This is a genomic window from Jiella pacifica, assembly GCF_010500815.1.
Lineage (GTDB): Bacteria > Pseudomonadota > Alphaproteobacteria > Rhizobiales > Rhizobiaceae > Jiella > Jiella pacifica.
The window spans coordinates 63,901-84,930 of the sequence record NZ_JAAAMG010000019.1; the positions used below are offsets into that span (position 1 = coordinate 63,901).

The following is a 21,030-nucleotide window of genomic DNA, read 5'->3' on the forward strand; positions in this document are numbered from 1 at the left end:
CTTCCTTGTCGTTGATCGTGGCGACGAACCTCCCCGGTTCCGCCGATTTCTCATGGGCGGCATGACCGCAGTAAGGTGGCCGCCGATCTCCGGTCGTGCTCAGCGCCCGGCGACTTCCATGCCGGGCCCGCATCCGAGCGGGCCGGGATCCTTGCTGCCATGGATGTTGGCATTGAGGTTTCGGACCATCTTGACGAGCACGTGCGAGGACAGATGGCGCTTCAACTTGCCGGTGTCGCTGGCCGCAGCCGACACCAGCACGGTATAGGCCTTGGTGAAGGTGATCAGCGTGATCTGGCGGTTGTCGTCGGAGGTGCCGGTCTTGGCCGCGACATCGTTGACGAAGCGGCTGCCATTGGCGGTGCCGATCGGCCCGGTCGTCGCCTGCAGCATGGCGTGCAGGGTGCCGAAGGCGGTGGTCAGCCCGGCATTCCGGGGCAGGGCCTCGGCCTTTTCCACCAGCACGACCGCCTGGGTCCCGCGATCTCTGGCCTCTTTCAGGATCAGCGGACCGTTCGACACGCGCCCGCAGGTGGCGACGGTCACATAGGCGTCGAGGAGGTTCATCAGCTTCACCGGCTCGGCGCCGAGCGCCAGCGAGCGGTCCTTGGCGCCGGAAAAGCGGAATTTCGTGTCGATGCGCGTCAGAACGTCGTTTGCGCAGCCACGCCCGAACGTCCGCATCATCCGGACGAAGGGCGGATTGCGACTGGCGGCCAGCGCCTGTTCCAGGCTGATGCGGCCGAGATAGCGACGGTCGCCATTCTGCACGGGCGGAATGCCGAAGGGCGAATCGTCAACCCGCGTCTGTGCCGTCCAGCCTTTTTCGACGATCGCGCAGAGGCTGAGAAGCGGCTTCACGGTCGATCCCGGATAGAGGCTGGCGCCTGGCGGCGCGACGATCGCTTCGACACCGCCGCTGGCGTTGTTGACGACGACGGCGGTCAAGCGGTCGTAGCCGGCGCGGCGGATCGGCGGGTAATATTTCTCGATCGCCGTTTCGAGATAGAGCTGCGTCTCGGATGAATAGAAGGTCACGACGTCGAGGCTGGCCTTTCGTGCCTCCCGGCCGCGGAGCTTCTCGTCGAGGCGCTCGACGGCGAGATCGCGGGCCGAGCCGAACTGATCGGACAGCCGCCGATCCTTGGCGAAGGCGTGGCGGGCGAAGCGGCGCGGCAACTTGGCGTCGGCGACGGCCTTCTCGGTCAGGACCTGCGGTTGGATACCCATGACGAGGAGCAACCGGCGCGCTTCGACCATGTTGCGCGGCTTGGTCGGATTGCCGCTCGTCGGGTTCTTGATCGTCACGGCGAGGCTTGCCGCGATGTCCGGCGTGAAAGCGACGCTCTGGGCCCGCTCGCGCTTGAAGGAATAGCCGAAATAATAGCGTGCTGCCGCTTCGAGCCCCTTCGTATTGTGGCCCATGAACGGCGTGTTGAAGTAGATCTCGAGAAGCTCGCGCTTGGTGAAATGCCATTCCAGCCAGAGCGCGATGGCCAGTTCGTCGAACTTGCGTTTGAAGTCGCGGCGGCTGCCGACATAGACCTGCTTGGCGATCTGCTGGGTGATGGTCGAGCCGCCGCGCGGGTCGTCGCCGAACTGGCTGAGCAGCGCCTTGCCGATGGCGATCGGGTTGAACCCCGGATGGTAGAAGAACCAGGAATCCTCGCTGGTCAGCAGGGCCTCGCGCATCACCTGCGGAACGTCGTCGTAGTCGACATACATCGCCTCCTCGATCGGCGCGTTCCATGGCTTGTGGCGGTGGCGCGGCAGATCGACGATGAGGCGGTTCGAATGGACGCGCTCACGGGTCGTCTCGACGGTCGCGCCGTAGCGCTTGGCCACCTGGTCCACCCAGGCGTGGACGCCGACGAGCGTGGATCCGAAGATCATGATGGCAAAGGAAAGAACGAGCCAGATCGTCCGGTAACGGGGAGCCTGCTGGTCCGCTTCCATATGCCGCCCCTCGTCGTTACGGTTCGTTAACCATCGCGATATGGGTGCGCCGAAACGTGGCCGCAACGAGAGCCGCCGCGGTGGAGGCCCGCCCCTCCCATGGCCGGATGGTCCGGTCTCTGCCGGTCCGGGGGCAGTGGAAAGTTCAGACGGGGTGCCAGGTCGGCGGCCTCCGCGACGGTTGCTGCCGGGCTCAGCCGAGGCCGAAGCTGTGCCGCATCCAGCTGTGGGGCACGGCAACGGAGATCAGGGTCAGGAGAAGGGCAAGGGCTCCGATCGCCCACATCGCTTCCTGCTGCCAGGCATGCAGCAGGAAGACGCCCGTCACCGCGCCGGCCAGCATGCCGAGCCAGGGCAGCATCTGGACGAGGAAGCCGAGCCGCATTTCGCCGCACAGGAACCGCCCGAGGCCCTTGCCGAACCGCGACAGCGCCCCGGTCACGTAGGTCAGGCCGATCGGCTGGCCGGCGACGTTGTCGACCGCGGCATTGAGCATGCCCATGGCAAAGACCAGCGGCAGGTAGGTCCACGGGGATGGATCGGCCGCGGCGAAACCGGCTACGAGGCCGGTCGTGGCAGTCACGACCATGAGGAGCGGCCATTGCCGCTGGCCCGTGCCGCGGACGATCACGACCCCGGCGGCATTGCCGACGACGAAAGCGGCGAGGATCGAGGCGAGGCGGGAGACGTCCGCTCCGTGGCCCTCGCCGACGGCGATGGCGAGCCGCGTCGTATTGCCGCTCATGAAGGAAAGAAAGTCGCCGGCACGCAAAAATCCGATCGCGTCGGTCATGCCGGCGAGGAACGACAACAGCGCGACGAAGCCGAAGCCGAGAGCCCGCTGCCGGCGTCGCGGCTCGCGCTGAATGTTGACCTCGGCGGGCGGTTGCCCGGACCGGACCGGACCTTGCCGCGATCGTTCCGCCGTTCGAGCGGAATCGCTTTCGCCGGACATCACCGCCTTACTGCCGGAGGCGCGTCGGCTCGCCGGGTGCGGCAGCCTCGATGGCGAGGGCATGGACGCCGCTGGACAGTTCCTCCGCAAGAACCGCGTTGACCGCCCGATGGCGGGCGATCCGCGACAGTCCGGCGAAGGATTCCGCAACGATGCGGACGCGAAAATGCGTCTCGCCCGAGCCGTCGAACGCGGCGTGATGATCGCTGCCTGCATGATGATGGCCGGCATGGAGGTGGCTCTCGTCGATGACCTCGAGAGCCGCCGGTCGAAACGCACCGGTGAGCTTTTCCTCGATGCTCGTCTTGATGCTCATGTCGCCTCTTTCGCCAAATTTCCGCGACCCTCGCCCAGCCAATGTTGCGCCGGGCTTGCGGGACCATTCACGGCCACTGGAATTTCCGGCTTTTTCACGCCTGTCAATTCTTGTTCCCATCGGCGGCGGGCCCCATAATCGCCCACGATGAAGCTCGACTCCAAATATTTCGACGCGATCCGCGTCAAAGGCAAATCCTCGGCAAGGGCCAAGCCGAAGGCGCCCAGCTGCGCCTGGGAAGGCTGCGAGGAGCCCGGCGTCTACAAGGCGCCGCTCGGCCGCGATTTCGAGGGACAATACCTCGAATTCTGCGTCGACCACGTTCGCCAGTACAACAAGTCGTACAACTACTTCTCCGGGTTGAACGACGACGCCATCCAGAAGTACCTGAAGGACGCGATGACCGGCCATCGCCCGACGTGGTCGATGGGCCGCAACGGCGGAATGCCGAGCTCGGCCCGCAGCGGCCGGGCGGGAGCGGCGCGTCCCAAGGATCCGTTCGGCCTGTTCGGCGAGGATGGCGCGGCCCGCCCCGAGGCGCGCCGTCCGAAGGTGCGTCCGCTCGAAAAGAAGGCTTTCGAGAACCTCGGTCTCGAGCCCGGCTCCCCTGGCGAAGAGGTACGCCGCCGCTATAAGGAACTGGTGAAGCAGCTCCATCCGGACGCCAACGGCGGCGACCGCAGTCACGAGGACCGGCTGCGCGAGGTGATCCAGGCCTACAAGCTTCTCAAGCAGGCGGGTCTTTGCTGAACGCTGACGCGGGCGTTACGCCCGCGTTGCGCTGCAGCGCGCGATGGGCCATCGTCGCGTGATCGTGCGTGAGTCCAGGCCTCCGGTACATGGCTGTGGAATCGTCCGTGGCGCCGTTCGTCGGCGGTGCGGCGGCGCAAAATGATTGACCCGCCCGGCGGCGTTCCGATTATTCGACACGCGGCCCGAAATGGGCGAATGGGAAGCATGACGGCGCAAGGCGGGGGTTCCGCCGGGCAAGCGCCCTTGGAGGTATGATGAGTGCAGCGGAACAGGAAGTGGCCCCATTGCCGGACGCCACCGTCTCCGTCCGTGAAACCTTCGGTTTCGACAGCGACTTGAAGATCCCGGCCTATTCGGAGCGGAATTCGCACGTGCCGGAGCTCGATCCGGACTACATTTTCGACCGGCCGACGACGCTGGCGATTCTCGCGGGCTTCGCCAAGAACCGCCGCGTCATGGTGTCGGGCTATCACGGCACCGGCAAGTCGACCCATATCGAGCAGGTTGCGGCGAGGCTCAACTGGCCCTGCGTGCGCGTCAATCTCGACAGCCACGTCTCGCGTATCGATCTCGTCGGCAAGGACGCGATCACCGTGCGCGACGGGATGCAGGTCACGGAATTTCGCGACGGCATCCTGCCCTGGGCCTATCAGCACAACGTCGCGCTGGTCTTCGACGAATATGACGCCGGGCGCCCGGACGTGATGTTCGTCATTCAGCGGGTGCTGGAATCCTCCGGCCGCCTGACCTTGCTCGACCAGAGCCGGGTGATCCGGCCGCATCCGGCCTTCCGTCTGTTCGCCACCGCCAACACGGTCGGCCTCGGCGACACCACCGGCCTCTATCACGGCACCCAGCAGATCAACCAGGCGCAGATGGACCGCTGGTCGATCGTCACGACGCTGAACTACTTGCCGCACGATACCGAAGTCGGCATCGTTCTCGCCAAGGCGAAGAGCTTCAAGACCGACGAGGGACGCAAGACCGTCTCGAAGATGGTCCGCGTCGCCGATCTCACCCGCTCGGCCTTCGTGAATGGCGACCTGTCGACTGTGATGAGCCCGAGAACGGTCATCACCTGGGCCGAGAATGCCGAGATCTTCGGTGAGATCGGCTTTGCGTTCCGGCTGACCTTCCTCAACAAATGCGACGATCTCGAACGGCCGCTGGTGGCGGAGTTTTACCAGAGGGCGTTTGGGGAGGAACTTCCGGAGAGCGCGGCGAACCTCGTGCTGGACTGACGGGGGGCGGCATTTGCCGCTCTTACGCTCGATAGGGCATAAACCGTGGGCAAGACGATCGAACGGATGCGCGCCAATCCCAAGGCGGATTGGACCATTGACGACATCGAAAGGGCTTGCCGAGAGGTCGGCCTCGTCTGCATCCGGCCGAGCCGGGGTTCTCATTGGAAGATCGGCGAGGCGGCAGGCGGGCGACGCTATACGATCCCAGCTCGGCGGCCTATAAAGCCGAAATACATTGCCGAATTTCTCAAGTTTCTGAATGAGATTGGGAGGGCATGATGTCTGACCTGGCGCTCAAGACTGCGGATGGCCGTCCCTTCGATCCGTCGGCCTATGAAGTTCGTCTTCGCCCGCTGACCCACGACGAGGGAGGCGGCTGGTTCGCCACGATCCCGGATCTTCCGGGTTGCATGGGCGACGGCGAGACCGAGATCGAGGCGATCACCGACGTACGGGCTGCTGCGCTCGAATGGGCCGACGCCGCGATCGCAGCTGGCGAAGTGCTGCCGGCCCCGTCATACGAGATACAGGAAGCAGCCGAGTAACCCATGGCATCGATCGGCGACAACAAGCGTCCTCCCCAAGGCAAGTCCCAGGACCGCGAGCCCTTCCGGCGCGCGGTCGCAGGCGCGTTGCGGGCGATTTCCGGCGATCCGGAAATGGAAGTCACCTACGCCACCGACCGGCCCGGCCTTGCCGGCAACCGGGCGCGGCTGCCGGAGCTGCCGAAGCGGGCGACGCAGAATGACGTTTCCGTCACCCGCGGCCTCGCCGATGCCATGGCGCTGCGCAAGGCGCGGCACGACAGCCGCCTGCATGCCAGTCTCTCGCCCGACGGCAAGAGCGCCCGGGCCGTCTACGACGCCGTCGAGCAGGCCCGCTGCGAGGCGATCGGCGCCAACGCCATGGCCGGCGTCGGCGACAATCTCGCCTCGATGCTGGAAGACAAGTACTTTCGCTCGAACCTCTCCGACGTGACCGACCGGGCAGAGGCGCCGATCGAGGACGCGGTCGCGCTGATGGTGCGCGAGAAGCTGACCGGCCGCGCGGTCCCGGACAGCGCGCGGGCGCTCGTCGACGTCTGGCGCGACTTCATCGAGGACAAGGCCGGCAGGAATTTCGAGAAGCTGCCGGATGTCCTCGAAGACCAGCAGGCCTTCGCCCGCGCCATGCGCGACATGCTGGTGTCGCTGGAAATGGCCGAGCAGCTCTCCGACGAGAGCAACTCGGAAGAGGACGAGGACCAGGAGGACGAAGAGGGCGACAACCAGAGCCGCGACAACGACGAGAGCGGCTCGGAAAAGGACGCCGGCAGCGAGGAGGCGGAAGCCGAGGAATCGGAGACCGAAGGCGAGAACGAGGAGACGGCCGAGGCCGAATCCTCCGAGGTCACCGCCGAGGATCCGGTCGACGACGACAGCCAGGACACCGAGACGCCGGGTGAATCGCGCCGCCCGAACCAGCCGCTCGACCGCGATTCCCCGCAGTTCGACTACAAGGTCTTCACCCCGCAGTTCGACGAGATCGTCGGCGCCGAGGATCTCTGCGACGAGGCCGAACTCGACCGGCTGCGGGCCTTTCTCGACAAGCAGCTGTCGACGCTGCAGGGCGTCGTCGGCCGGCTCGCCAACCGCCTGCAGCGGCGCCTGATGGCGCAGCAGAACCGCTCCTGGGACTTCGATCTCGAAGAGGGCTATCTCGATTCGGCGCGTCTCGTCCGCATGGTTATCGATCCGATGCAGCCGCTCTCCTACAAGATGGAGCGCGATACCGACTTCCGCGATACCATCGTCACGCTCCTCATCGACAATTCCGGCTCGATGCGCGGCCGGCCGATCACCGTCGCGGCCACCTGCGCCGACATTCTGGCGCGGACGCTGGAACGCTGCGGCGTCAAGGTCGAGGTCCTGGGCTTCACGACGCGGGCCTGGAAGGGCGGCCAGTCGCGCGAGGCCTGGCTGAAGGCCGGCAAGCCCACGAAGCCGGGCCGGCTGAACGATCTGCGCCACATCGTCTACAAGTCGGCGGACGCGCCCTGGCGGCGGGCACGGCGCAATCTCGGCCTGATGATGCGCGAGGGGCTGCTGAAGGAGAACATCGACGGCGAGGCGCTGATCTGGGCGCACAACCGGCTTCTGGCGCGACCCGAGCAGCGGCGCATCCTGATGATGATCTCGGACGGTGCGCCGGTCGACGATTCGACGCTGTCGGTGAACCCCGGCAACTATCTCGAGCGGCATCTGCGGGCGATCATCGAGGAGATCGAGATGCGCTCGCCGGTCGAGCTTCTGGCCATCGGCATCGGCCACGACGTGACGCGCTACTATCGCCGCGCCGTCACCATCGTCGATGCTGAGGAACTGGCCGGCGCGATGACCGAGCAGCTCGCCGACCTCTTCGAGGAGGAGGGCCGCCGACGCGCGGCGGGCAGCACCTATCGCCGGGCAGGCGCCCAGAGGTGAGCTTTTCGGTATCTGCGGCCGTCAGGACTGGCAGGTGCCTGCCGGGGGGATTTCGTCGGGGCTGGCTCGCGTGCGGGCTCGTCATCGGTTGCACCTTGCCTGGCCCCTCGGCATTCGCCGCGCCGATCGTGGCGGGGGCCGGCGAGCCGATCACCGTCCGATCGAGCGAGATCCGGCGCTTCGACAAGAACTCCGACTCGGCCCGCTTCGGGGCGCTGACGTTTCTCGGGGGCCTGCAGTTCTCCTCCTCCGACGGCCGGCTGCACGGCATCTCGGCGATCCGTCTGATGCCGGGTGGCGAGCGGTTCGTTGCGGTCACCGACAATGGCTGCTGGATCACGGGCGCGATCGCTCGGGACGACGACGGCCGGCCGACCGGTCTTGCCGACGTCGCGGCGACCCATCTGACAGATCTCGCGGGCCGCCAGATCGCCGGCAAGGCGCTCGGCGACGCGGAATCCCTGGTGATTGACCTGGACAGCCGTACCGCCGTCGTCGGCTTCGAGCAGCGCCACCGGATCTGGACCTACGATCTCGACGATCTCGGAACGGGGAGTGCGCGCAATCTGCCGCTGCCGTTCCCGGTCGGCGAGCTTCGCGTCAACAAGGGGCTGGAGACGCTGGCGATCGCGCCGAAGGGGTCTTCGCTCGGCGGCCGGATGGTGACCGTCGCCGAGCACTCGATCGACGAGGCCGGCAATCTTTTCGCCGGGATCGTCGGCCGGGACGGAGGGCATGGCAGCGTCTTCAAGGTGCGGCGGGACGAAGCTTGGGAGGTCTCGGACGGCGACTTCCTGGCGAATGGCGATCTCCTGCTGCTGGAACGCCGGTTCCAGGGCATCTTCAGCGGCCTCGGCATCCGCATCCGCCAGATTCCCGGCGCGTCGATCCGTCCGGGCGCACTGGTCGACGGACCGGTGATCTTCGAAGCGGATCTCTCAAACGAAATCGACAACATGGAGGGGCTCGACGTCTGGCAGGACGACGCCGGCCGCACGCGGCTGACGCTCGTCTCCGACGACAACCGATCGATCTTCCAGCGCAATATCTATTTGGAATTCATCTGGAGCGGCGAGAGCGATCAGCCGAGCGGCTTTACGAGCAGTCAGTAGGCCCAGAGTTCCGACGGCCTGTTCCGTTGGCGAACCATCGCCGACGACGCGAAAGCGCGAAGCTTCGTCATCCCGGCCTTGAGTCAGGATCCGTTCCGAACCGTTGAAGCTGCCGAAAGGTTGCCACGGCGCTTCCAAACGACGACGGCGCGGCTCCTTACGGAACCGCGCCGTCGTTCATTCGGTGATCGAAGCGGCGGCTGAGCCCGCCCTTCGACGATCGATCAGGCCGCGACCTGGGCCTTTTCGCCGGTCGGGACTTCCGAGATCGTCTTCAGCACCTGCGAGGCGATGGCATAGGGGTCGCCCTGGGAGTTCGGGCGGCGATCCTCGAGGTAGCCCTTGTAGCCGCTGTTGACGAAGGAATGCGGCACGCGGACCGAGGCGCCGCGATCGGCGATGCCGTAGGAGAACTTGTTCCACGGTGCCGTCTCGTGCTTGCCGGTCAGACGCATGTGGTTGTCCGGGCCGTAGACGGCGATGTGATCGTGCAGGTTCTTCTCGAACTGCGCCATCAGCGCCTCGAAATAGTCCTTGCCGCCGATCTCGCGCATGTACTTGGTCGAGAAGTTGCAGTGCATGCCCGAGCCGTTCCAGTCGGTGTCGCCGAGCGGCTTGCAGTGATACTCGATGTCGATGCCGTAGCCCTCGGTCAGGCGCTGCAGCAGGTAGCGCGCGATCCACATCTGGTCGGCGGCCTTCTTGGAGCCTTTGCCGAAGATCTGGAATTCCCACTGGCCCTTGGCGACCTCGGCGTTGATGCCTTCGTGGTTGATGCCGGCCGCCAGGCACTGGTCGAGATGCTCCTCGACGATCTCGCGGGCGACGTCGCCGACGGCGCTGTAGCCGACGCCGGTGTAGTACTTGCCCTGCGGCTCCGGATAGCCCTGGGTCGGGAAGCCGAGCGGCCGGCCGTCCTTGTAGAAGAAGTATTCCTGCTCGAAGCCGAACCAGGCGTCGTCGTCGTCGAGAACCGTCGCGCGGCTGTTGGTGGCATGCGGGGTGACGCCGTCCGGCATCATCACTTCGCACATGACGAGGGCGCCGTTGGTGCGGGCAGGATCGGGGAAGAGCGCGACCGGCTTCAGGACGCAATCGGAACTGTGGCCCTCCGCCTGCATCGTCGACGAGCCGTCGAAGCCCCAGAGCGGCAGCTGCTCGAGGGTCGGGAACTCGGCGAACTCCTTGATCTGCGTCTTGCCGCGCAGGTTCGGAACCGGCGTGTAGCCATCCAGCCAGATATACTCGAGCTTAAATTTCGTCATCAGTCATCTTCCATGGGTGGACGCGGCGGGCGCGTCGAAACACATCGATCGGTCCGGGGGCTCGAAAAGAGCGCGCCGTTCGGAGCCGATCAAGGCAAAGCATTTTTCGTGCCAGTCATGCCGTTGCATAGGCGGCCAACCGTTTTCACGACTCGGCGCGTTTCATTCGCCCTGGGAAGACGGACGTCGCGCGAGGGATTGGCAGCCGGCAGAACCGTTCCTGAGACGAGAAGCGGGCAACCCTTCGGCCTTCACCTCCGTTGTCCCGGAGGCCATAACGCAGACGGACGGGCATTTCCGTTTTCCTGAGCGCTCGAGCGGATCGGCAAGCAACTCCGCTGATGATCGGCATAACGGCACTTCTCTGCCTATAAATTCGGCATATTGCATAAGCGATATGCATACCTATCTCGGGGATGATATGTTGGTGAAAACCAAAACTAGGGAGAGGAACCGAACCATGCAGCCGAGAGAAAATCGCCAGAGCGCGGAAATCCTGCAGTTTCCGATCGAGGCTCGTCGCAACGCCGTCGAAATGTCCCGCCGCTTCTCCAAGGAACGGCTGCCCGATTTCGTCGAAGTCGCCATGGGCGGCGCGTCCTACCACGAGGATGCGATCCGCGAGGAAGCCGAACGCAATCGCCTCGGCCATTGAGCAAACGGTTTCGAGCACGCCTCGGCGCCGGTGGCGGGAACGTACGTTGCGGGACGCTGCGCTCTTGCCGCTGACGGGCAAGTCCCTTTTCCAATGTCGCTCAGACATATGAGCGACGGCGGCTCCGAGGGAGGCAAGCGAGCCGATCCAGCCGAGAAGGCGAGGTGAAGCTCCGATTTGGCCTTGCCAAGGGCATGAACCCGTCGCATCACCCGCTGATGGCTGACATTCAACCCAATCGCCTGCGTCTCGACGCCTGTCTCGTCGAACGTGGGCTCGTGAAGACGCGATCCCGGGCACGGGATGCAATCCAGCGCGGACACGTCCGCATCGCCGGACGGATCGAGACCAAGGCGAGCTTCGCGGTCGCGGTTGATGCCGAGATCTCGGTGGACGACCCGGCGCAGGCCTACGTGTCGCGGGCGGCGCTGAAGTTGAAGGCGGGTCTCGACGAATTCGGTGTCGAAGCAGATGGCCGGGCTGTGCTCGACATCGGAGCTTCGACCGGGGGCTTCACCCAGTTGCTGCTCGAGCGCGGGGTAGCGCATGTCGTCGCAGTCGACGTCGGCCACGGTCAGATGCACCCCGCGATCGCCGCCGATCCTCGCGTCAGCTCCATCGAAGGCCTGAATGCCCGGGAACTGACGCGGGACGACATCGACGGCCGCACATTCGATCTCCTTGTCGCCGACGTCAGTTTCATCTCCCTGATCCTCGTGCTGCCGCCGGCGCTGGAACTCGCCGAGCCGGGAGCCGACGCGGTCCTTCTGGTCAAGCCGCAATTCGAGGCTGGGCGGGAAGCGATCGGCAAGGGCGGGATGTTGCGCGATCCTGGAACGGCGGTGGCTGTGGCCGAGCGCCTGCGAGACTGGCTGGGTGCGCAGCCCGGGTGGCAGGCCCTCGAACTGATCGACTCCCCCATTCCCGGCGGCGACGGCAACCGCGAATTCCTTCTTCACGGACGAAAGACCAGCTCTTGCGGGTGACCATCGAAAGCCTCGGCGCCAAGGGCGACGGCATCGCGCTGGGCGAAGGCGGACCGCTCTACCTGCCCTTCACGCTGCCGGGGGAGGTGGTCGAGACCGGGGCTGAGGGCACCCCCGCCGGGAACGACTTCACGCTTCTGGAAGCCTCGCCGGAGCGCCGCGATCCGGCCTGTCCGCATTTCGGCGATTGCGGCGGCTGCGATCTCCAGCATGCGAGCGACGAGGTCTATCGCGACTTCAAGCGCGGGCTCGTGATCCACGCCCTGCAGCGCGAGGGCATCGAGGCGGAAGTCGGGCCGCTGGTCACCTGCCGCCCGCGCTCGCGACGGCGGGTGACATTGACCGCGGCAAAGGCCGGAAACCGTGTCGTCCTCGGCTACAACGCCGCGCGGACCAACCGCGTCGTCGGGATCGAGACCTGCCCGATCGCCCATCCGGCGATCGAGAAGGCTCTGCCCTTTCTCCGGCGGCTTTCCTCGCTTCTGATCGATCGCAAGCGGCCGCTGAAGCTCGCCGTGACGGTGACGACCGCCGGCCTCGACGTCGCCCTGAGCGATACCGCGCCGCTGTCTGAGAAGCTGCGCCAGCCGGCGGTGGCGATGGCGCTCGAAGCGGGCATCGCCCGGTTGAGCCTCGGCAGCGAAATCCTCGTCAAGACGCGGCCGCCGTCGATCGACTTCTCGGGGATCGCCGTCGAACTTCCGCCCGGCGCTTTTCTGCAGGCGGTCGAGAGCACGGAAAACGCCATGGCCGATCTCGTGCTCGCCCATCTTTCCGGTGCCAAGCGCGTCGCCGACCTGTTTTCCGGCTGCGGCACGTTTTCGCTGCGGCTCGCCCGGCATGTCGCCGTCCACGCGGTCGAGAGCGACGCCGCGGCTCTTGCGGCCCAGGACCGGGCGCATCGGGCGGCCCCCGGCCTGAAGCCGCTGTCGATAGAGCGCCGCGACCTGTTCCGGCGGCCGATCCCGGCGAAGGAAATGAAGGGCTTCGACGGCGTCCTTTTCGATCCGCCGCGAGCCGGTGCGGAAGGCGTCTCCCGCGAGCTCGCGGCCTCGGCCGTCAAGCGTGTCGCAGCCGTGTCGTGCAACCCGGTCACCCTTGCGCGAGACCTGAAGATCCTGCTCGACGGCGGCTATCGGCTGGTGTCGGTGGCGCCGCTGGACCAGTTCCTGTGGTCCCATCACGTCGAGGCGGTGGCGCTTCTGGAGCGCGGATGAGCGGACGTGCGATGGCGCAAGGTCGCTTGCCGTTTCTTGGCGGCCGTGCGAGCGAAGACCTCTGAACGCCATTCCTGCCTTTCCAATTCAAGCGACGGGGCTGACGGATCTTGACCGAATATCTCGCGCAATACGGGTGCGGCCTGCTCTTCGTCGTGGTCCTGCTGGAATCGACGGGACTGCCGCTTCCGGGCGAGAGCCTGGTCGTCGCCGGCGGGCTCCTTGCCGGCGAAGGCTCGCTGCACATCCTGCTGGTCCTTGGCGCGGCGTTCTTCGGCTCGATCATCGGCGACAACATCGGCTATCTCGTTGGCCGGCGTTACGGACGCGCCATCGTGGTGCGCTGGGGCGAGCGCTTCGGCCTCGGGGAGAAGCGCTTCAAGATGGTCGAGGAGCGGTTTGAGAACTACGGCTTCGTCGTCGTCCTCGTCGCCCGTTTCATCATCATCCTGAGGCAACTCAACGGGTTCGTCGCCGGCACCATGCACATGAACTGGCCGGTCTTCCTCCTCTACAATTCGATCAGTGCGGCGGCTTGGTCGCTGGCCTATGGCGGCCTTGCCTTCCTTTTCGGCACGGCCTTCCAGACCTATTTCGCCGGCCACTCCACTTGGCCGCTTTATATTGCCGCCGTCGCGATCTGCCTCGTCGGCTGCATCGGAACCTACAAGTTCCTGTTCAAGGCCGACGAGGAGCCCGACAAGGACGAAGCGTCCGAGGCCGGGGCGAGCCAGAAGCGCTGATCATTCGGGAACCACCGGGGGGCCGAGCCTTGCCGACCCCTTCGCGTTTCCTGTCTTCCTACCTTGCCGCGGCTGCATCTCGGGGGCCGCCGCCTTCGTATTCGCGCCACGCCTGACGGAGGATCTGGACGGAGGAGGTGAGGAAGATGCCGGCCATGATTGCCGCCACTGCGAGGTCCGGCCAGGGGGTTGCCGTCGCGAAGACCAGAAGTCCGGCGCCCATCACCGCAACGTTGCCGATCGCGTCGTTGCGCGAGCAGAGCCACACCGACCGCACGTTCGCGTCGCCGTCCTTGTAGCGCACGAGGAGGAGGACGCTGGCGAGATTTGCCGCAAGCGCGAGGAAGCCGATCGCGCCCATCAGCCCCGCGCTCGGCAGGCCGAGGACCAGGGTGTGGTAGAGCGTCGAGCCGAATACCCAGATCGCCATCAGTGAGAGTGAGATGCCTTTGAACAGCGCCGCCGAGGCGCGGGTCTTTAGCGATGCGCCAATCACGGCGAGGCTGAGGCCGTAGGTGACGGTGTCGCCGAGAAAGTCGAGGGCATCGGCCTTGAGCGCCTGAGAACCGGCCAGTTCACCGGCGACCATCTCGATCAGGAACATGACGCCGTTGAGTGCGATCACCGTCCAGAGGATCGTCTTGTAGCGCGGGTCGACGCCGTCGAAGACGGGAACGCCGTCGTGGCAGCCGCAGCTCTCCTCCCGCTTCAGGTCATCTTGCCGCGGCGTGGCGTGGCAGCAATCGTCGGCCATCTGGAACTCCTTTCGTTTTACCGACGACCTATCTACGATCTCTAGCGACTAGAGGGTCAAGAGGAAAAATGGAATTTTCGATTGGAGAGCTGTCACGCCGCACCGGGGTGAAGGTGCCGACGATCCGCTACTACGAAGCGGCAGGGCTGATGCCACCGGCGCCGCGCAGCGAAGGCGGCCAACGCCGATATGGCCGGGCCGATGCGGAACGCCTGACCTTCATCCGCCATGCGCGCGAACTCGGCTTTGAGCCGGACGCGATACGGGAGCTGCTCGCTCTCACGGCCGAGCCGGACCGCTCCTGCTCAGAGGTCGACGCGATCGCCGTTCGGCATCTGCGGGACGTCGAGCGCAGGATCGCAAGTCTCGGCAGGCTGCGCGACGAGCTCGGCCGGATGATTGCAGAATGCTCCCATGGCCGCGTCGGCGACTGCCGCGTGATCGAGACGCTCGGCGACCATCAGCATTGCATCAGCGAGCACGGAGACGCGCGGGAGGCGGCGCCAGCATTGCGTTAATGACGCTCGGCACCGCCGCGGTCAGTCGCGCGCCAGGACGCCGCTCTCCCAGCCGAGCATCGCCCGCTTGCGGGTGATCCCCCAGTGATAGCCGGTAAGCGCGCCGCTCTTGCCGAGCACCCGGTGGCAGGGGACGACGAAGGAAACCGGGTTTCGCCCGACCGCCGCTCCGACCGCGCGGGCGGCTTTCGGCGCGCCGATCTTGTCGGCAATGGTCGAATAGGTGGTGGCCTTGCCGAAGGGAATCTCGAGGAGGTTCTGCCAGACGCGAATCTCGAAATCGGTGCCGATCAGGACGACCTTGAGCGGGCGATCCTTTTGCCAGTGCGACGGCTCGAATATGCGCTTGGCATAGGGCGCCGTGCGCCCCGCATCGCCGGCAAAGTGAGCCCGCGGCCAGCGACGTCGCATATCGTCCAGCGCCCGGGCCTCGCCGCCGTCGGTCGGATCCGCAAAGCCGATGCCGGCAAGGCCGCGGTCGGTGGCGACGACGATCGCAAGCCCGAAGGGCGAGGGGTGGAAGCCGTAGAAGAGATCGATGCCTTGCCCACGCGCCTTATAGTCGCCGGGCGAGACCGCCTCGTGCTTGACGAACAGGTCGTGCAAACGCGAGGGGCCTGAGAAGCCCACCTCGTAGGCGGCATCGAGCAGCGAAGCGCCGTCGTCGAGGAGGCGGCGGGCATGGTCGAGGGTGACGGCCTGCAGGAACGCCTTAGGCGTGAGCCCGGCCCATCGCTTGAGCAGCGTGGTCAGCGTCTCCTCCGACCGGCCGACAGCCTCGGCGACCTCGGCAAGGCTCGGCTGGCTGCGGTATTCGGTCGAGATGAACTCGATCATCCGGCGGACGGTCTCGTAGTCGGTCAAGGCAGCACGTCCGGACGGCATGATCTGGGGCAGGGGAACGGCATCGAGATGGGCATGAGCGAATGACAGCATGGCGGGATCTCCTTCGAGATCATCAGTGCATGCGAAAACATCCGCCGCCACCCGATTTCCGGAAACTGCCCTTCAGGAAAAGCAGATGGACAGGCGGTTCGGACTTCGACGATATCCATCGCCGCAATTTCCGGAAGCGTCATCAGGGCCCTCGCAAACGGCGTCGCACGAAGCTGACGACCTCACGGCTCGTCATGCAACAAGAAAGTTGCAGCGCTGATCCCACCTATCCTCGCTTCGCTCGCGCCAACGCGTCCTGGAAAGCCTCGGCGAAACTGTGCTTGTCGTCGGGATTGAGGAAGCTGCCGATCTCGGTCGAGACGTTTTTCGAATCGACGCTCATGCGGGTGATGCCGATCTCCTCGTGGCGAGCGACCGAAAACCTGGCGAAGAACGGATTGTGATGCGCCTCGCGCACGATCCCCTTGGGCGAGGTCTTGCGGATGGCGCAGTCGGTGCGGGTGACCATCACTTCCTCGTGGGCCTTGGCCGAGCGGTAGCTCGCCGAAAACGCCCACCAGACGATCAGGACGTCGAGGCCGAAGAAACCGACCACCGGCCAGGCGCCGTTCACGAGAAACAACACGCCGGTGACGAGGCTGACGAGGCAGAAGAAGCTCATCATCACCGTGAAGCCGCGGCGGCCGAGGGAACGGTAGGGCGTCAGCAGGGCCTGGAAGATCGGCCGGTCTGAGGAGGAGCGCCCCGCCTCATCGCGACGTTCCGCGTCCGCGGCCGGAATGTCGTCTCGATCGTCGTTGTCATCCATCGGCCGGGCTCGCTATAGGGCGATGATGAGTGAAAAGATCGACAAGCCGGCCCCCGGGGTCAAGCGCCAGAGCGCAAAGGCCGCAGCGAAAAGCCGGAAAGGCCGCCTGGTGGCTGCGCGGCCGCCGAAGATCCCCTATTCGGCGGACGAGATCGGCGAAATCTTCCGACGCCTTGCCGTCCAGCGGCCGGAGCCGCAGTCGGAGCTCGAACACACCAACTCGTTCACGTTGCTGGTCGCCGTGGTGCTTTCGGCGCAGGCGACCGATGCCGGCGTCAACAAGGCGACGCGGGCGCTGTTTGCCGCCGCCGATACGCCGCAAGCCATGGCCGCGCTGGGCGAAGACGCGATCCGCGAGCACATCAAGACGATCGGCCTCTTCCGCAACAAGGCAAAGAACGTCGCGGCGCTTTCCCAGGCGCTTCTCGACCGCCATGGCGGCGCCGTGCCGAACGACCGGGCGGCGCTGGAAGCGTTGCCGGGCGTCGGGCGCAAGACCGCCAACGTCGTCCTCAACGTCGCGTTCGGGGAGGAGACACTGGCCGTCGACACCCACATTTTCCGGATCGGCAACCGGCTGCATCTGGCGCCGGGCAAGACGCCCGACGAGGTCGAGGAAAACCTCCTCCGGGTCATCCCGCCGCCCTATCGGCGCCACGCCCATCACTGGCTGATCCTGCATGGGCGCTACGTCTGCAAGGCCCGCAAGCCCGAATGCGGGATCTGCGTGCTCGCCCATCTCTGCAAGGCCGAGGTCAAGACGACCGACGTTCCGGCCGAACTCGAGCCCCTGCCGCCCGGTCCGCCTCCAGGCTGACGTCGCCCCCGGCGAACGCGGCGAGGCCGCCGTTTTTGGCCGAGATCCGCTGGTGGAGATGCACCATCAGGCTTGCGGCGAAGAGCGGCGTCAGGAGGTTGACGATCGGAATGGCCATGAACAACGCGACGACGAGGCCGGCGAGAAACACCGTCGTCGAATGCTCGCTGCGCATCGCCTTGGCGTCCGCTTCCCCGCGATAGCGCATCGCCGCGAACTCGAAATATTCCCGGCCGACGAGATAGCCGTTCACCAGGAAGAAGGCGACGATGTTGATCCCCGGCACGAGCAACAGGAACAAGGCGATGACGTTGCCGACGATGACGATTCCGAAGAACTTCACCGACAGGACGGCACCGCGCCAGAACGCTACCGGCCGGCCGGCCGGCGAGGCGGGATAACCGTCACGCTCGACCACCTCGGCGACGTCGTCGAGGAACAGGCTGGCGATGATCGCGCTGATCGGCCCGATCAGGAACAACAGGCCGATGGCAAGCGCCAGGCCAGCGCCCCAGCCCGCCATGGTCCCGGCCTGGTCGACCCAGTGCGGCGCGTCGGGAAAGAGGTTGGACAGGAACGGCACCGCCAGCCACTCGAACACCGTCTCGACCCCGATCCAAAGGAGGATCAGAACCAGGGCCGTCAGCCCCAGCGACTTCCACAAGGCTGCGCGGAACGGCGGCGACGGAAGATCGGACAAGGCAAGGCGGGCGCTGGTGAAGATCATGGCATTCTCTCATCTGGCAGGGATGAGATAGGCGGCGGCGGGCCCGCCCGCAACGCGTCGCCGCAAGAAGCGTCTCGCCGGCCAGAAACGGCGCGGCCCCGCACAAGGGCAGGGCCGGCGTCGGAAATGTACTCAGGCAGGCATCGTCGCGCGGGAGCGCTTTGGCGCCCGCGATGCGAAGACGGCGGCTATCGGCAGTTCTGGATCGAATTCAGCGCCGCGGTCACGCCGGACAGGGAGTAGGTGTAGTTGGTGCTGGTGCCGCGCTGCGACGTCGCCGAGATGCTGAGCGAGCGTCCGGCGCGCATCGCCGTGACGAGTTGCGGCTCCTCGGCGGCATTTTCCATCCAGGCGGAATTCCCCTTGGTGAACATCGAGAACTTTCGTCCGTCGATGTCGACGATGACCTTCGAGCCATCCTTCAGGTCATAGCCCATCACCGCCTGCGGCTCGTAGGAGACGCCCTCGCCGGGCTTCTGCGAGACGAGGAAGAAGATGTCGCCGTGGTCGACATTGGCTGGAAGCAGCTTCTTCGGCGTCGACAGGATGTAACAGACCTTCCCGCCGGAGCCGGAATAGGAATAGGTCCCCCAGTCGTTGAAGGTGTTCATCCGTGTCGGCGTCGGGGCGGCGATGGCCAGATTCGACCAGATCAGGATTGCCGCCGCGGTGGTCAGGATGGTCTTGAAATTCATGGTTTCCTGCTCTCCGGTGTGCGTCTTTCGGGCGATTGCCTGGACCTCGCCGAGGCTCGGCGACCGTCGGAAAACGATGACTTTTCGCAAAACTAGACGAGTGCGGTTTAGCGTTGGTTAACGAACGGCAAAAGACCGCGAGGCGATTTCGGAGCCTGTGACGTCCCTGGACCGGCGGTCGAGCCTTGCCGGCCGCGGAGCAGCCAAGCTTCACAACCGGCCCCGCCAAGGCGGCGTCGTGCGAAAGATATGGCGGCCACGAGGGTCGGGGCCGCCTCTGCGAAGAAGGAAAGGAATCAGGCGAGAGTTTGACGCCGCGAAGGTTTGGGCGAGCCTGCGACGATCGGGACGCGATATACGGGCGAAGTGCGCGTGTCCCGCGAAGCGCGAAGACGGATCAAAGTTCGTCGAGCGTCTCGCGGGCCCGGCGGTAATGTTCCGGGCGAATGTTGCCCCGCACGGCGTTGAATGCGGTCAAGAGCACGGCGATGTCGTCGGTGAAACCGATGCCGAGCAGCATGTCCGGGATGATGTCGACGGGCAGCACGAAATAGGCGAGGGCGGCGATCAGGATGCCGCGGGTCGAGGCCGGCGTGTCGGCATCGATCGCGCAGTAGTAGGAGGCGACGACGTCTTCCATGAAGGGGACGTGCTTGAGCGCCCGGCGGACCGTGTCGAAGAAGGACGAGCGGACGCGCTTCTCCCGCTTGTCGAAATCCCTCTCGGATCCGATCCTGAGGATCTCCTCGATCTTCCGTTGGTCGATCCTCGGCCCGTCGATCGTCATCCTGCGTCTCCCATCCTGGTCTTCTGACAGAGATGGCGAAGAGGAGGGCGACGCTCAAGCCCCGGCGGCCGAGTCCCCGCCGGGTTTTTCGTTTCAGCCGAGGATCTTAGCACCGATCGGAAGGTGCGACGCTCCTCGCTGCCGCGGCTGTGCTGCCCTCGGCGCCTCAGCCGAAATCCGTCACCAAGGGCGCATAGGCCAGCGGTGTCGCCGGCACGAAGTCCTCGTGGCGGCGAAGGCCGAAGGCCTCTTCAAGGACATAAGGGCCGCCGCCGACCGAATCGCGCGAGGAGAACAGGCCGAACCGCTCGATCCTGAAATCGCGGCTGCGGAAACCGCCGCGAAGCGCGAGGTAGTGCGCGACGTCGGACGGCTTGGCGTTCTTCAGCCGCGCCAGGGTGACGTGCGGGACGAATTTGCGCTGGTCGGCCGGGAGCCCGAGCCGCTTGCAGGCCCTTTCGATCTCGGCCTGGAGGGCATTGAGGTCCGGCGAGGCGGCGACCTCGGCATGGACCGAGTGCGGCTTCTTGTTGCCGAAGGCGCCGAGGCCCGAGAGCGTCAGGCGGAAGCTGCGGCGTTCGATCCTGTCGAGGGCGGCGACGACCTCGTCGGCGAGCCGTGGCTCGACGTCGCCGATGAATCGCAGGGTCAGGTGATAGTTCTCCGGGTCGATCCAGCGGGCGGAGGGAAGGCCACCCCGCAGAAGCGACAGTGAAACGGCGACATCCTGGGGGATTTCGAGGGCGGTAAACAGTCGCGGCATCGGAACATCTCCGTGCGTCGTGCTGGCCCCGGACGCGCAAAACGCCTTATCGCGTCACCCGTTCGCGAGCCGTTCGACCCGCCCCGGGGCGTTTGTCATGAAATGCCCGGGAATTTACGCGAGCGAGTCATTCTTCCGACCATTCCGCCCACGAGACTTTCATCACCCAACCGATGTTTCAAGAAGATGGCCGGCGGCTGCGGCGTTTTTCTCTATAGCTGACTCGCTGTTTGCACAGATATCGGACGAGACCGATACTGAGACCGGTCTGCGAGGGGCCCCGTGTCGGTGGAGAGACGGCGGCGCTGCAGTACGAGAAGCGGACGGGCATTAACCGGCCCGCCCGCCGCATTGTCCTTGGCCGGGTGCCCGGCGTCCTCGTCACCCTTTGGCGCGATAGTCCGCCGGAATCTCATAGACTTCGTCGGCCCGGCCGTAGCCGCCATCCTTGACTTCCTCGATCAGCACCATGGTGTAGGGGCGGACACCCTCGCCGAAATATTCGGCGAACATCTCTGTCGTGCGATGAACGATCTCCGCTTTCTGCGTCTTGGTCAGTGCGCCCGCGGGCGTCTTGAAATTGGCGAATGGCATGGAAGT

24 protein-coding genes are annotated in these 21,030 nt (G+C 65.6%); 12 read left to right on the forward strand and 12 right to left on the reverse strand.

Features of this window, described 5'->3' with window-relative positions:
• Window positions 1–99: 99 nt before the first annotated feature.
• The 3 genes from GTK09_RS19860 to GTK09_RS19870 all read right to left on the reverse strand — a co-directional run bounded on the left by GTK09_RS19860 (window position 100) and on the right by GTK09_RS19870 (window position 3,227).
• Window positions 100–1,956, reverse strand: coding sequence for a transglycosylase domain-containing protein (locus GTK09_RS19860; RefSeq protein ID WP_163465174.1), 1,857 nt, complete (start codon window positions 1,954–1,956; stop codon window positions 100–102).
• A 193-nt stretch (window positions 1,957–2,149) separates the two neighbouring features.
• Window positions 2,150–2,911: a YoaK family protein gene (locus tag GTK09_RS19865; RefSeq protein WP_163465175.1), complete on the reverse strand. Its 762-nt coding sequence runs from the start codon at window positions 2,909–2,911 to the stop codon at window positions 2,150–2,152.
• Between the two features lie 7 nt (window positions 2,912–2,918).
• Window positions 2,919–3,227 carry a BolA family protein gene (locus GTK09_RS19870; RefSeq protein WP_163465176.1) on the reverse strand — a complete coding sequence of 103 codons (309 nt, stop codon included), beginning with the start codon at window positions 3,225–3,227 and terminating at the stop codon, window positions 2,919–2,921.
• Window positions 3,228–3,374: 147 nt separating this feature from the next.
• Between GTK09_RS19870 and GTK09_RS19875 the strand changes: the two genes are divergently transcribed.
• The 6 genes from GTK09_RS19875 (at window position 3,375) to GTK09_RS19900 (ending at window position 8,798) form a co-directional block, all read left to right on the forward strand.
• Complete coding sequence (locus GTK09_RS19875; RefSeq protein WP_163465177.1) at window positions 3,375–3,977, forward strand: J domain-containing protein; 603 nt, start codon at window positions 3,375–3,377, stop codon at window positions 3,975–3,977.
• A 257-nt stretch (window positions 3,978–4,234) separates the two neighbouring features.
• Window positions 4,235–5,221, forward strand: coding sequence for a cobaltochelatase subunit CobS (cobS, locus tag GTK09_RS19880; RefSeq protein WP_163465178.1), 987 nt, complete (start codon window positions 4,235–4,237; stop codon window positions 5,219–5,221).
• A 45-nt stretch (window positions 5,222–5,266) separates the two neighbouring features.
• Window positions 5,267–5,503, forward strand: a complete 237-nt coding sequence (locus GTK09_RS19885) for a type II toxin-antitoxin system HicA family toxin (RefSeq protein WP_163465179.1) — start codon at window positions 5,267–5,269, stop codon at window positions 5,501–5,503.
• Window positions 5,500–5,769 carry a type II toxin-antitoxin system HicB family antitoxin gene (locus GTK09_RS19890; protein ID WP_246218017.1) on the forward strand — a complete coding sequence of 90 codons (270 nt, stop codon included), beginning with the start codon at window positions 5,500–5,502 and terminating at the stop codon, window positions 5,767–5,769. The genes GTK09_RS19885 and GTK09_RS19890 overlap by 4 nt, the downstream gene beginning before the upstream one ends.
• Window positions 5,770–5,772: 3 nt before the next feature.
• Complete coding sequence (gene cobT / locus GTK09_RS19895) at window positions 5,773–7,686, forward strand: cobaltochelatase subunit CobT (RefSeq protein WP_163465180.1); 1,914 nt, start codon at window positions 5,773–5,775, stop codon at window positions 7,684–7,686.
• A gap of 95 nt (window positions 7,687–7,781) precedes the next feature.
• Window positions 7,782–8,798 carry an esterase-like activity of phytase family protein gene (locus GTK09_RS19900; protein WP_246218018.1) on the forward strand — a complete coding sequence of 339 codons (1,017 nt, stop codon included), beginning with the start codon at window positions 7,782–7,784 and terminating at the stop codon, window positions 8,796–8,798.
• Window positions 8,799–9,022: 224 nt separating this feature from the next.
• Here GTK09_RS19900 and GTK09_RS19905 read toward each other — a convergent pair whose 3' ends face one another.
• On the reverse strand, window positions 9,023–10,063 hold the full coding sequence (locus GTK09_RS19905) for a glutamine synthetase beta-grasp domain-containing protein (RefSeq protein ID WP_163465181.1): 1,041 nt from the start codon (window positions 10,061–10,063) through the stop codon (window positions 9,023–9,025).
• Between the two features lie 460 nt (window positions 10,064–10,523).
• On the opposite strand from GTK09_RS19905, the gene GTK09_RS19910 reads away from it, so the two are divergent.
• The 4 genes from GTK09_RS19910 (at window position 10,524) to GTK09_RS19925 (ending at window position 13,664) form a co-directional block, all read left to right on the forward strand.
• Entirely contained in the window at window positions 10,524–10,718 is a 195-nt protein-coding gene (locus GTK09_RS19910) for a DUF2735 domain-containing protein (RefSeq protein ID WP_163465182.1), read from the forward strand.
• A 218-nt stretch (window positions 10,719–10,936) separates the two neighbouring features.
• Window positions 10,937–11,704 carry a TlyA family RNA methyltransferase gene (locus GTK09_RS19915; RefSeq protein WP_163465220.1) on the forward strand — a complete coding sequence of 256 codons (768 nt, stop codon included), beginning with the start codon at window positions 10,937–10,939 and terminating at the stop codon, window positions 11,702–11,704.
• Window positions 11,695–12,921, forward strand: a complete 1,227-nt coding sequence (locus GTK09_RS19920; RefSeq protein ID WP_163465183.1) for a class I SAM-dependent RNA methyltransferase — start codon at window positions 11,695–11,697, stop codon at window positions 12,919–12,921. Before GTK09_RS19915 ends, GTK09_RS19920 begins: the two co-directional genes overlap by 10 nt.
• Before the next feature lie 110 nt (window positions 12,922–13,031).
• Window positions 13,032–13,664, forward strand: a complete 633-nt coding sequence (locus tag GTK09_RS19925) for a DedA family protein (protein ID WP_163465184.1) — start codon at window positions 13,032–13,034, stop codon at window positions 13,662–13,664.
• A gap of 58 nt (window positions 13,665–13,722) precedes the next feature.
• Here the strand turns inward: GTK09_RS19925 and GTK09_RS19930 are convergent, their stop codons facing one another.
• Window positions 13,723–14,418 (reverse strand): cation efflux transmembrane domain-containing protein, encoded by a 696-nt coding sequence (locus GTK09_RS19930; protein WP_163465185.1) that lies wholly within the window; start codon window positions 14,416–14,418, stop codon window positions 13,723–13,725.
• A gap of 68 nt (window positions 14,419–14,486) precedes the next feature.
• On the opposite strand from GTK09_RS19930, the gene GTK09_RS19935 reads away from it, so the two are divergent.
• A complete protein-coding gene (locus GTK09_RS19935; protein ID WP_163465186.1) occupies window positions 14,487–14,936 on the forward strand; it encodes a MerR family transcriptional regulator in 450 nt (149 codons plus the stop codon).
• Window positions 14,937–14,957: 21 nt separating this feature from the next.
• On the opposite strand, the gene GTK09_RS19940 is transcribed toward GTK09_RS19935, so the two are convergent.
• Window positions 14,958–15,821: a bifunctional helix-turn-helix domain-containing protein/methylated-DNA--[protein]-cysteine S-methyltransferase gene (locus GTK09_RS19940; RefSeq protein ID WP_246218021.1), complete on the reverse strand. Its 864-nt coding sequence runs from the start codon at window positions 15,819–15,821 to the stop codon at window positions 14,958–14,960.
• A gap of 277 nt (window positions 15,822–16,098) precedes the next feature.
• Window positions 16,099–16,641, reverse strand: coding sequence for a DUF2244 domain-containing protein (locus GTK09_RS19945; protein ID WP_163465188.1), 543 nt, complete (start codon window positions 16,639–16,641; stop codon window positions 16,099–16,101).
• Between the two features lie 25 nt (window positions 16,642–16,666).
• On the opposite strand from GTK09_RS19945, the gene nth reads away from it, so the two are divergent.
• Window positions 16,667–17,458, forward strand: coding sequence for an endonuclease III (nth, locus tag GTK09_RS19950; RefSeq protein WP_163465221.1), 792 nt, complete (start codon window positions 16,667–16,669; stop codon window positions 17,456–17,458).
• On the opposite strand, the gene GTK09_RS19955 is transcribed toward nth, so the two are convergent.
• The 5 genes from GTK09_RS19955 to GTK09_RS19975 form a co-directional block, all read right to left on the reverse strand.
• A complete protein-coding gene (locus GTK09_RS19955; protein WP_163465189.1) occupies window positions 17,397–18,185 on the reverse strand; it encodes a sulfate transporter family protein in 789 nt (262 codons plus the stop codon). The genes nth and GTK09_RS19955 overlap by 62 nt on opposite strands.
• 188 nt (window positions 18,186–18,373) lie before the next feature.
• Entirely contained in the window at window positions 18,374–18,880 is a 507-nt protein-coding gene (locus GTK09_RS19960) for an invasion associated locus B family protein (protein ID WP_163465190.1), read from the reverse strand.
• A gap of 397 nt (window positions 18,881–19,277) precedes the next feature.
• Entirely contained in the window at window positions 19,278–19,667 is a 390-nt protein-coding gene (locus GTK09_RS19965; RefSeq protein WP_163465191.1) for a YkvA family protein, read from the reverse strand.
• A 166-nt stretch (window positions 19,668–19,833) separates the two neighbouring features.
• A complete protein-coding gene (thpR, locus tag GTK09_RS19970) occupies window positions 19,834–20,430 on the reverse strand; it encodes an RNA 2',3'-cyclic phosphodiesterase (protein ID WP_163465192.1) in 597 nt (198 codons plus the stop codon).
• Window positions 20,431–20,811: 381 nt separating this feature from the next.
• Entirely contained in the window at window positions 20,812–21,024 is a 213-nt protein-coding gene (locus GTK09_RS19975; protein ID WP_163465193.1) for a tautomerase family protein, read from the reverse strand.
• Window positions 21,025–21,030 lie beyond the last annotated feature (6 nt).

Coding starts and splice junctions, on each gene's coding strand:
- GTK09_RS19890 (WP_246218017.1), top strand. CDS start 5,500: ATGATGTCTGACCTGGCGCTCAAGACTGCGGATGGCCGTCCCTTCGAT.
- GTK09_RS19930 (WP_163465185.1), bottom strand. CDS start 14,418: ATGGCCGACGATTGCTGCCACGCCACGCCGCGGCAAGATGACCTGAAG.
- GTK09_RS19955 (WP_163465189.1), bottom strand. CDS start 18,185: ATGATCTTCACCAGCGCCCGCCTTGCCTTGTCCGATCTTCCGTCGCCG.
- GTK09_RS19860 (WP_163465174.1), bottom strand. CDS start 1,956: ATGGAAGCGGACCAGCAGGCTCCCCGTTACCGGACGATCTGGCTCGTT.
- GTK09_RS19910 (WP_163465182.1), top strand. CDS start 10,524: ATGCAGCCGAGAGAAAATCGCCAGAGCGCGGAAATCCTGCAGTTTCCG.
- GTK09_RS19915 (WP_163465220.1), top strand. CDS start 10,937: ATGGCTGACATTCAACCCAATCGCCTGCGTCTCGACGCCTGTCTCGTC.
- GTK09_RS19935 (WP_163465186.1), top strand. CDS start 14,487: ATGGAATTTTCGATTGGAGAGCTGTCACGCCGCACCGGGGTGAAGGTG.
- GTK09_RS19905 (WP_163465181.1), bottom strand. CDS start 10,063: ATGACGAAATTTAAGCTCGAGTATATCTGGCTGGATGGCTACACGCCG.
- GTK09_RS19945 (WP_163465188.1), bottom strand. CDS start 16,641: ATGGATGACAACGACGATCGAGACGACATTCCGGCCGCGGACGCGGAA.
- GTK09_RS19940 (WP_246218021.1), bottom strand. CDS start 15,821: ATGCCGTCCGGACGTGCTGCCTTGACCGACTACGAGACCGTCCGCCGG.
- thpR (WP_163465192.1), bottom strand. CDS start 20,430: ATGCCGCGACTGTTTACCGCCCTCGAAATCCCCCAGGATGTCGCCGTT.
- cobS (WP_163465178.1), top strand. CDS start 4,235: ATGAGTGCAGCGGAACAGGAAGTGGCCCCATTGCCGGACGCCACCGTC.
- GTK09_RS19870 (WP_163465176.1), bottom strand. CDS start 3,227: ATGAGCATCAAGACGAGCATCGAGGAAAAGCTCACCGGTGCGTTTCGA.
- GTK09_RS19960 (WP_163465190.1), bottom strand. CDS start 18,880: ATGAATTTCAAGACCATCCTGACCACCGCGGCGGCAATCCTGATCTGG.
- GTK09_RS19865 (WP_163465175.1), bottom strand. CDS start 2,911: ATGTCCGGCGAAAGCGATTCCGCTCGAACGGCGGAACGATCGCGGCAA.
- nth (WP_163465221.1), top strand. CDS start 16,667: ATGAGTGAAAAGATCGACAAGCCGGCCCCCGGGGTCAAGCGCCAGAGC.
- GTK09_RS19975 (WP_163465193.1), bottom strand. CDS start 21,024: ATGCCATTCGCCAATTTCAAGACGCCCGCGGGCGCACTGACCAAGACG.
- GTK09_RS19965 (WP_163465191.1), bottom strand. CDS start 19,667: ATGACGATCGACGGGCCGAGGATCGACCAACGGAAGATCGAGGAGATC.
- GTK09_RS19875 (WP_163465177.1), top strand. CDS start 3,375: ATGAAGCTCGACTCCAAATATTTCGACGCGATCCGCGTCAAAGGCAAA.
- cobT (WP_163465180.1), top strand. CDS start 5,773: ATGGCATCGATCGGCGACAACAAGCGTCCTCCCCAAGGCAAGTCCCAG.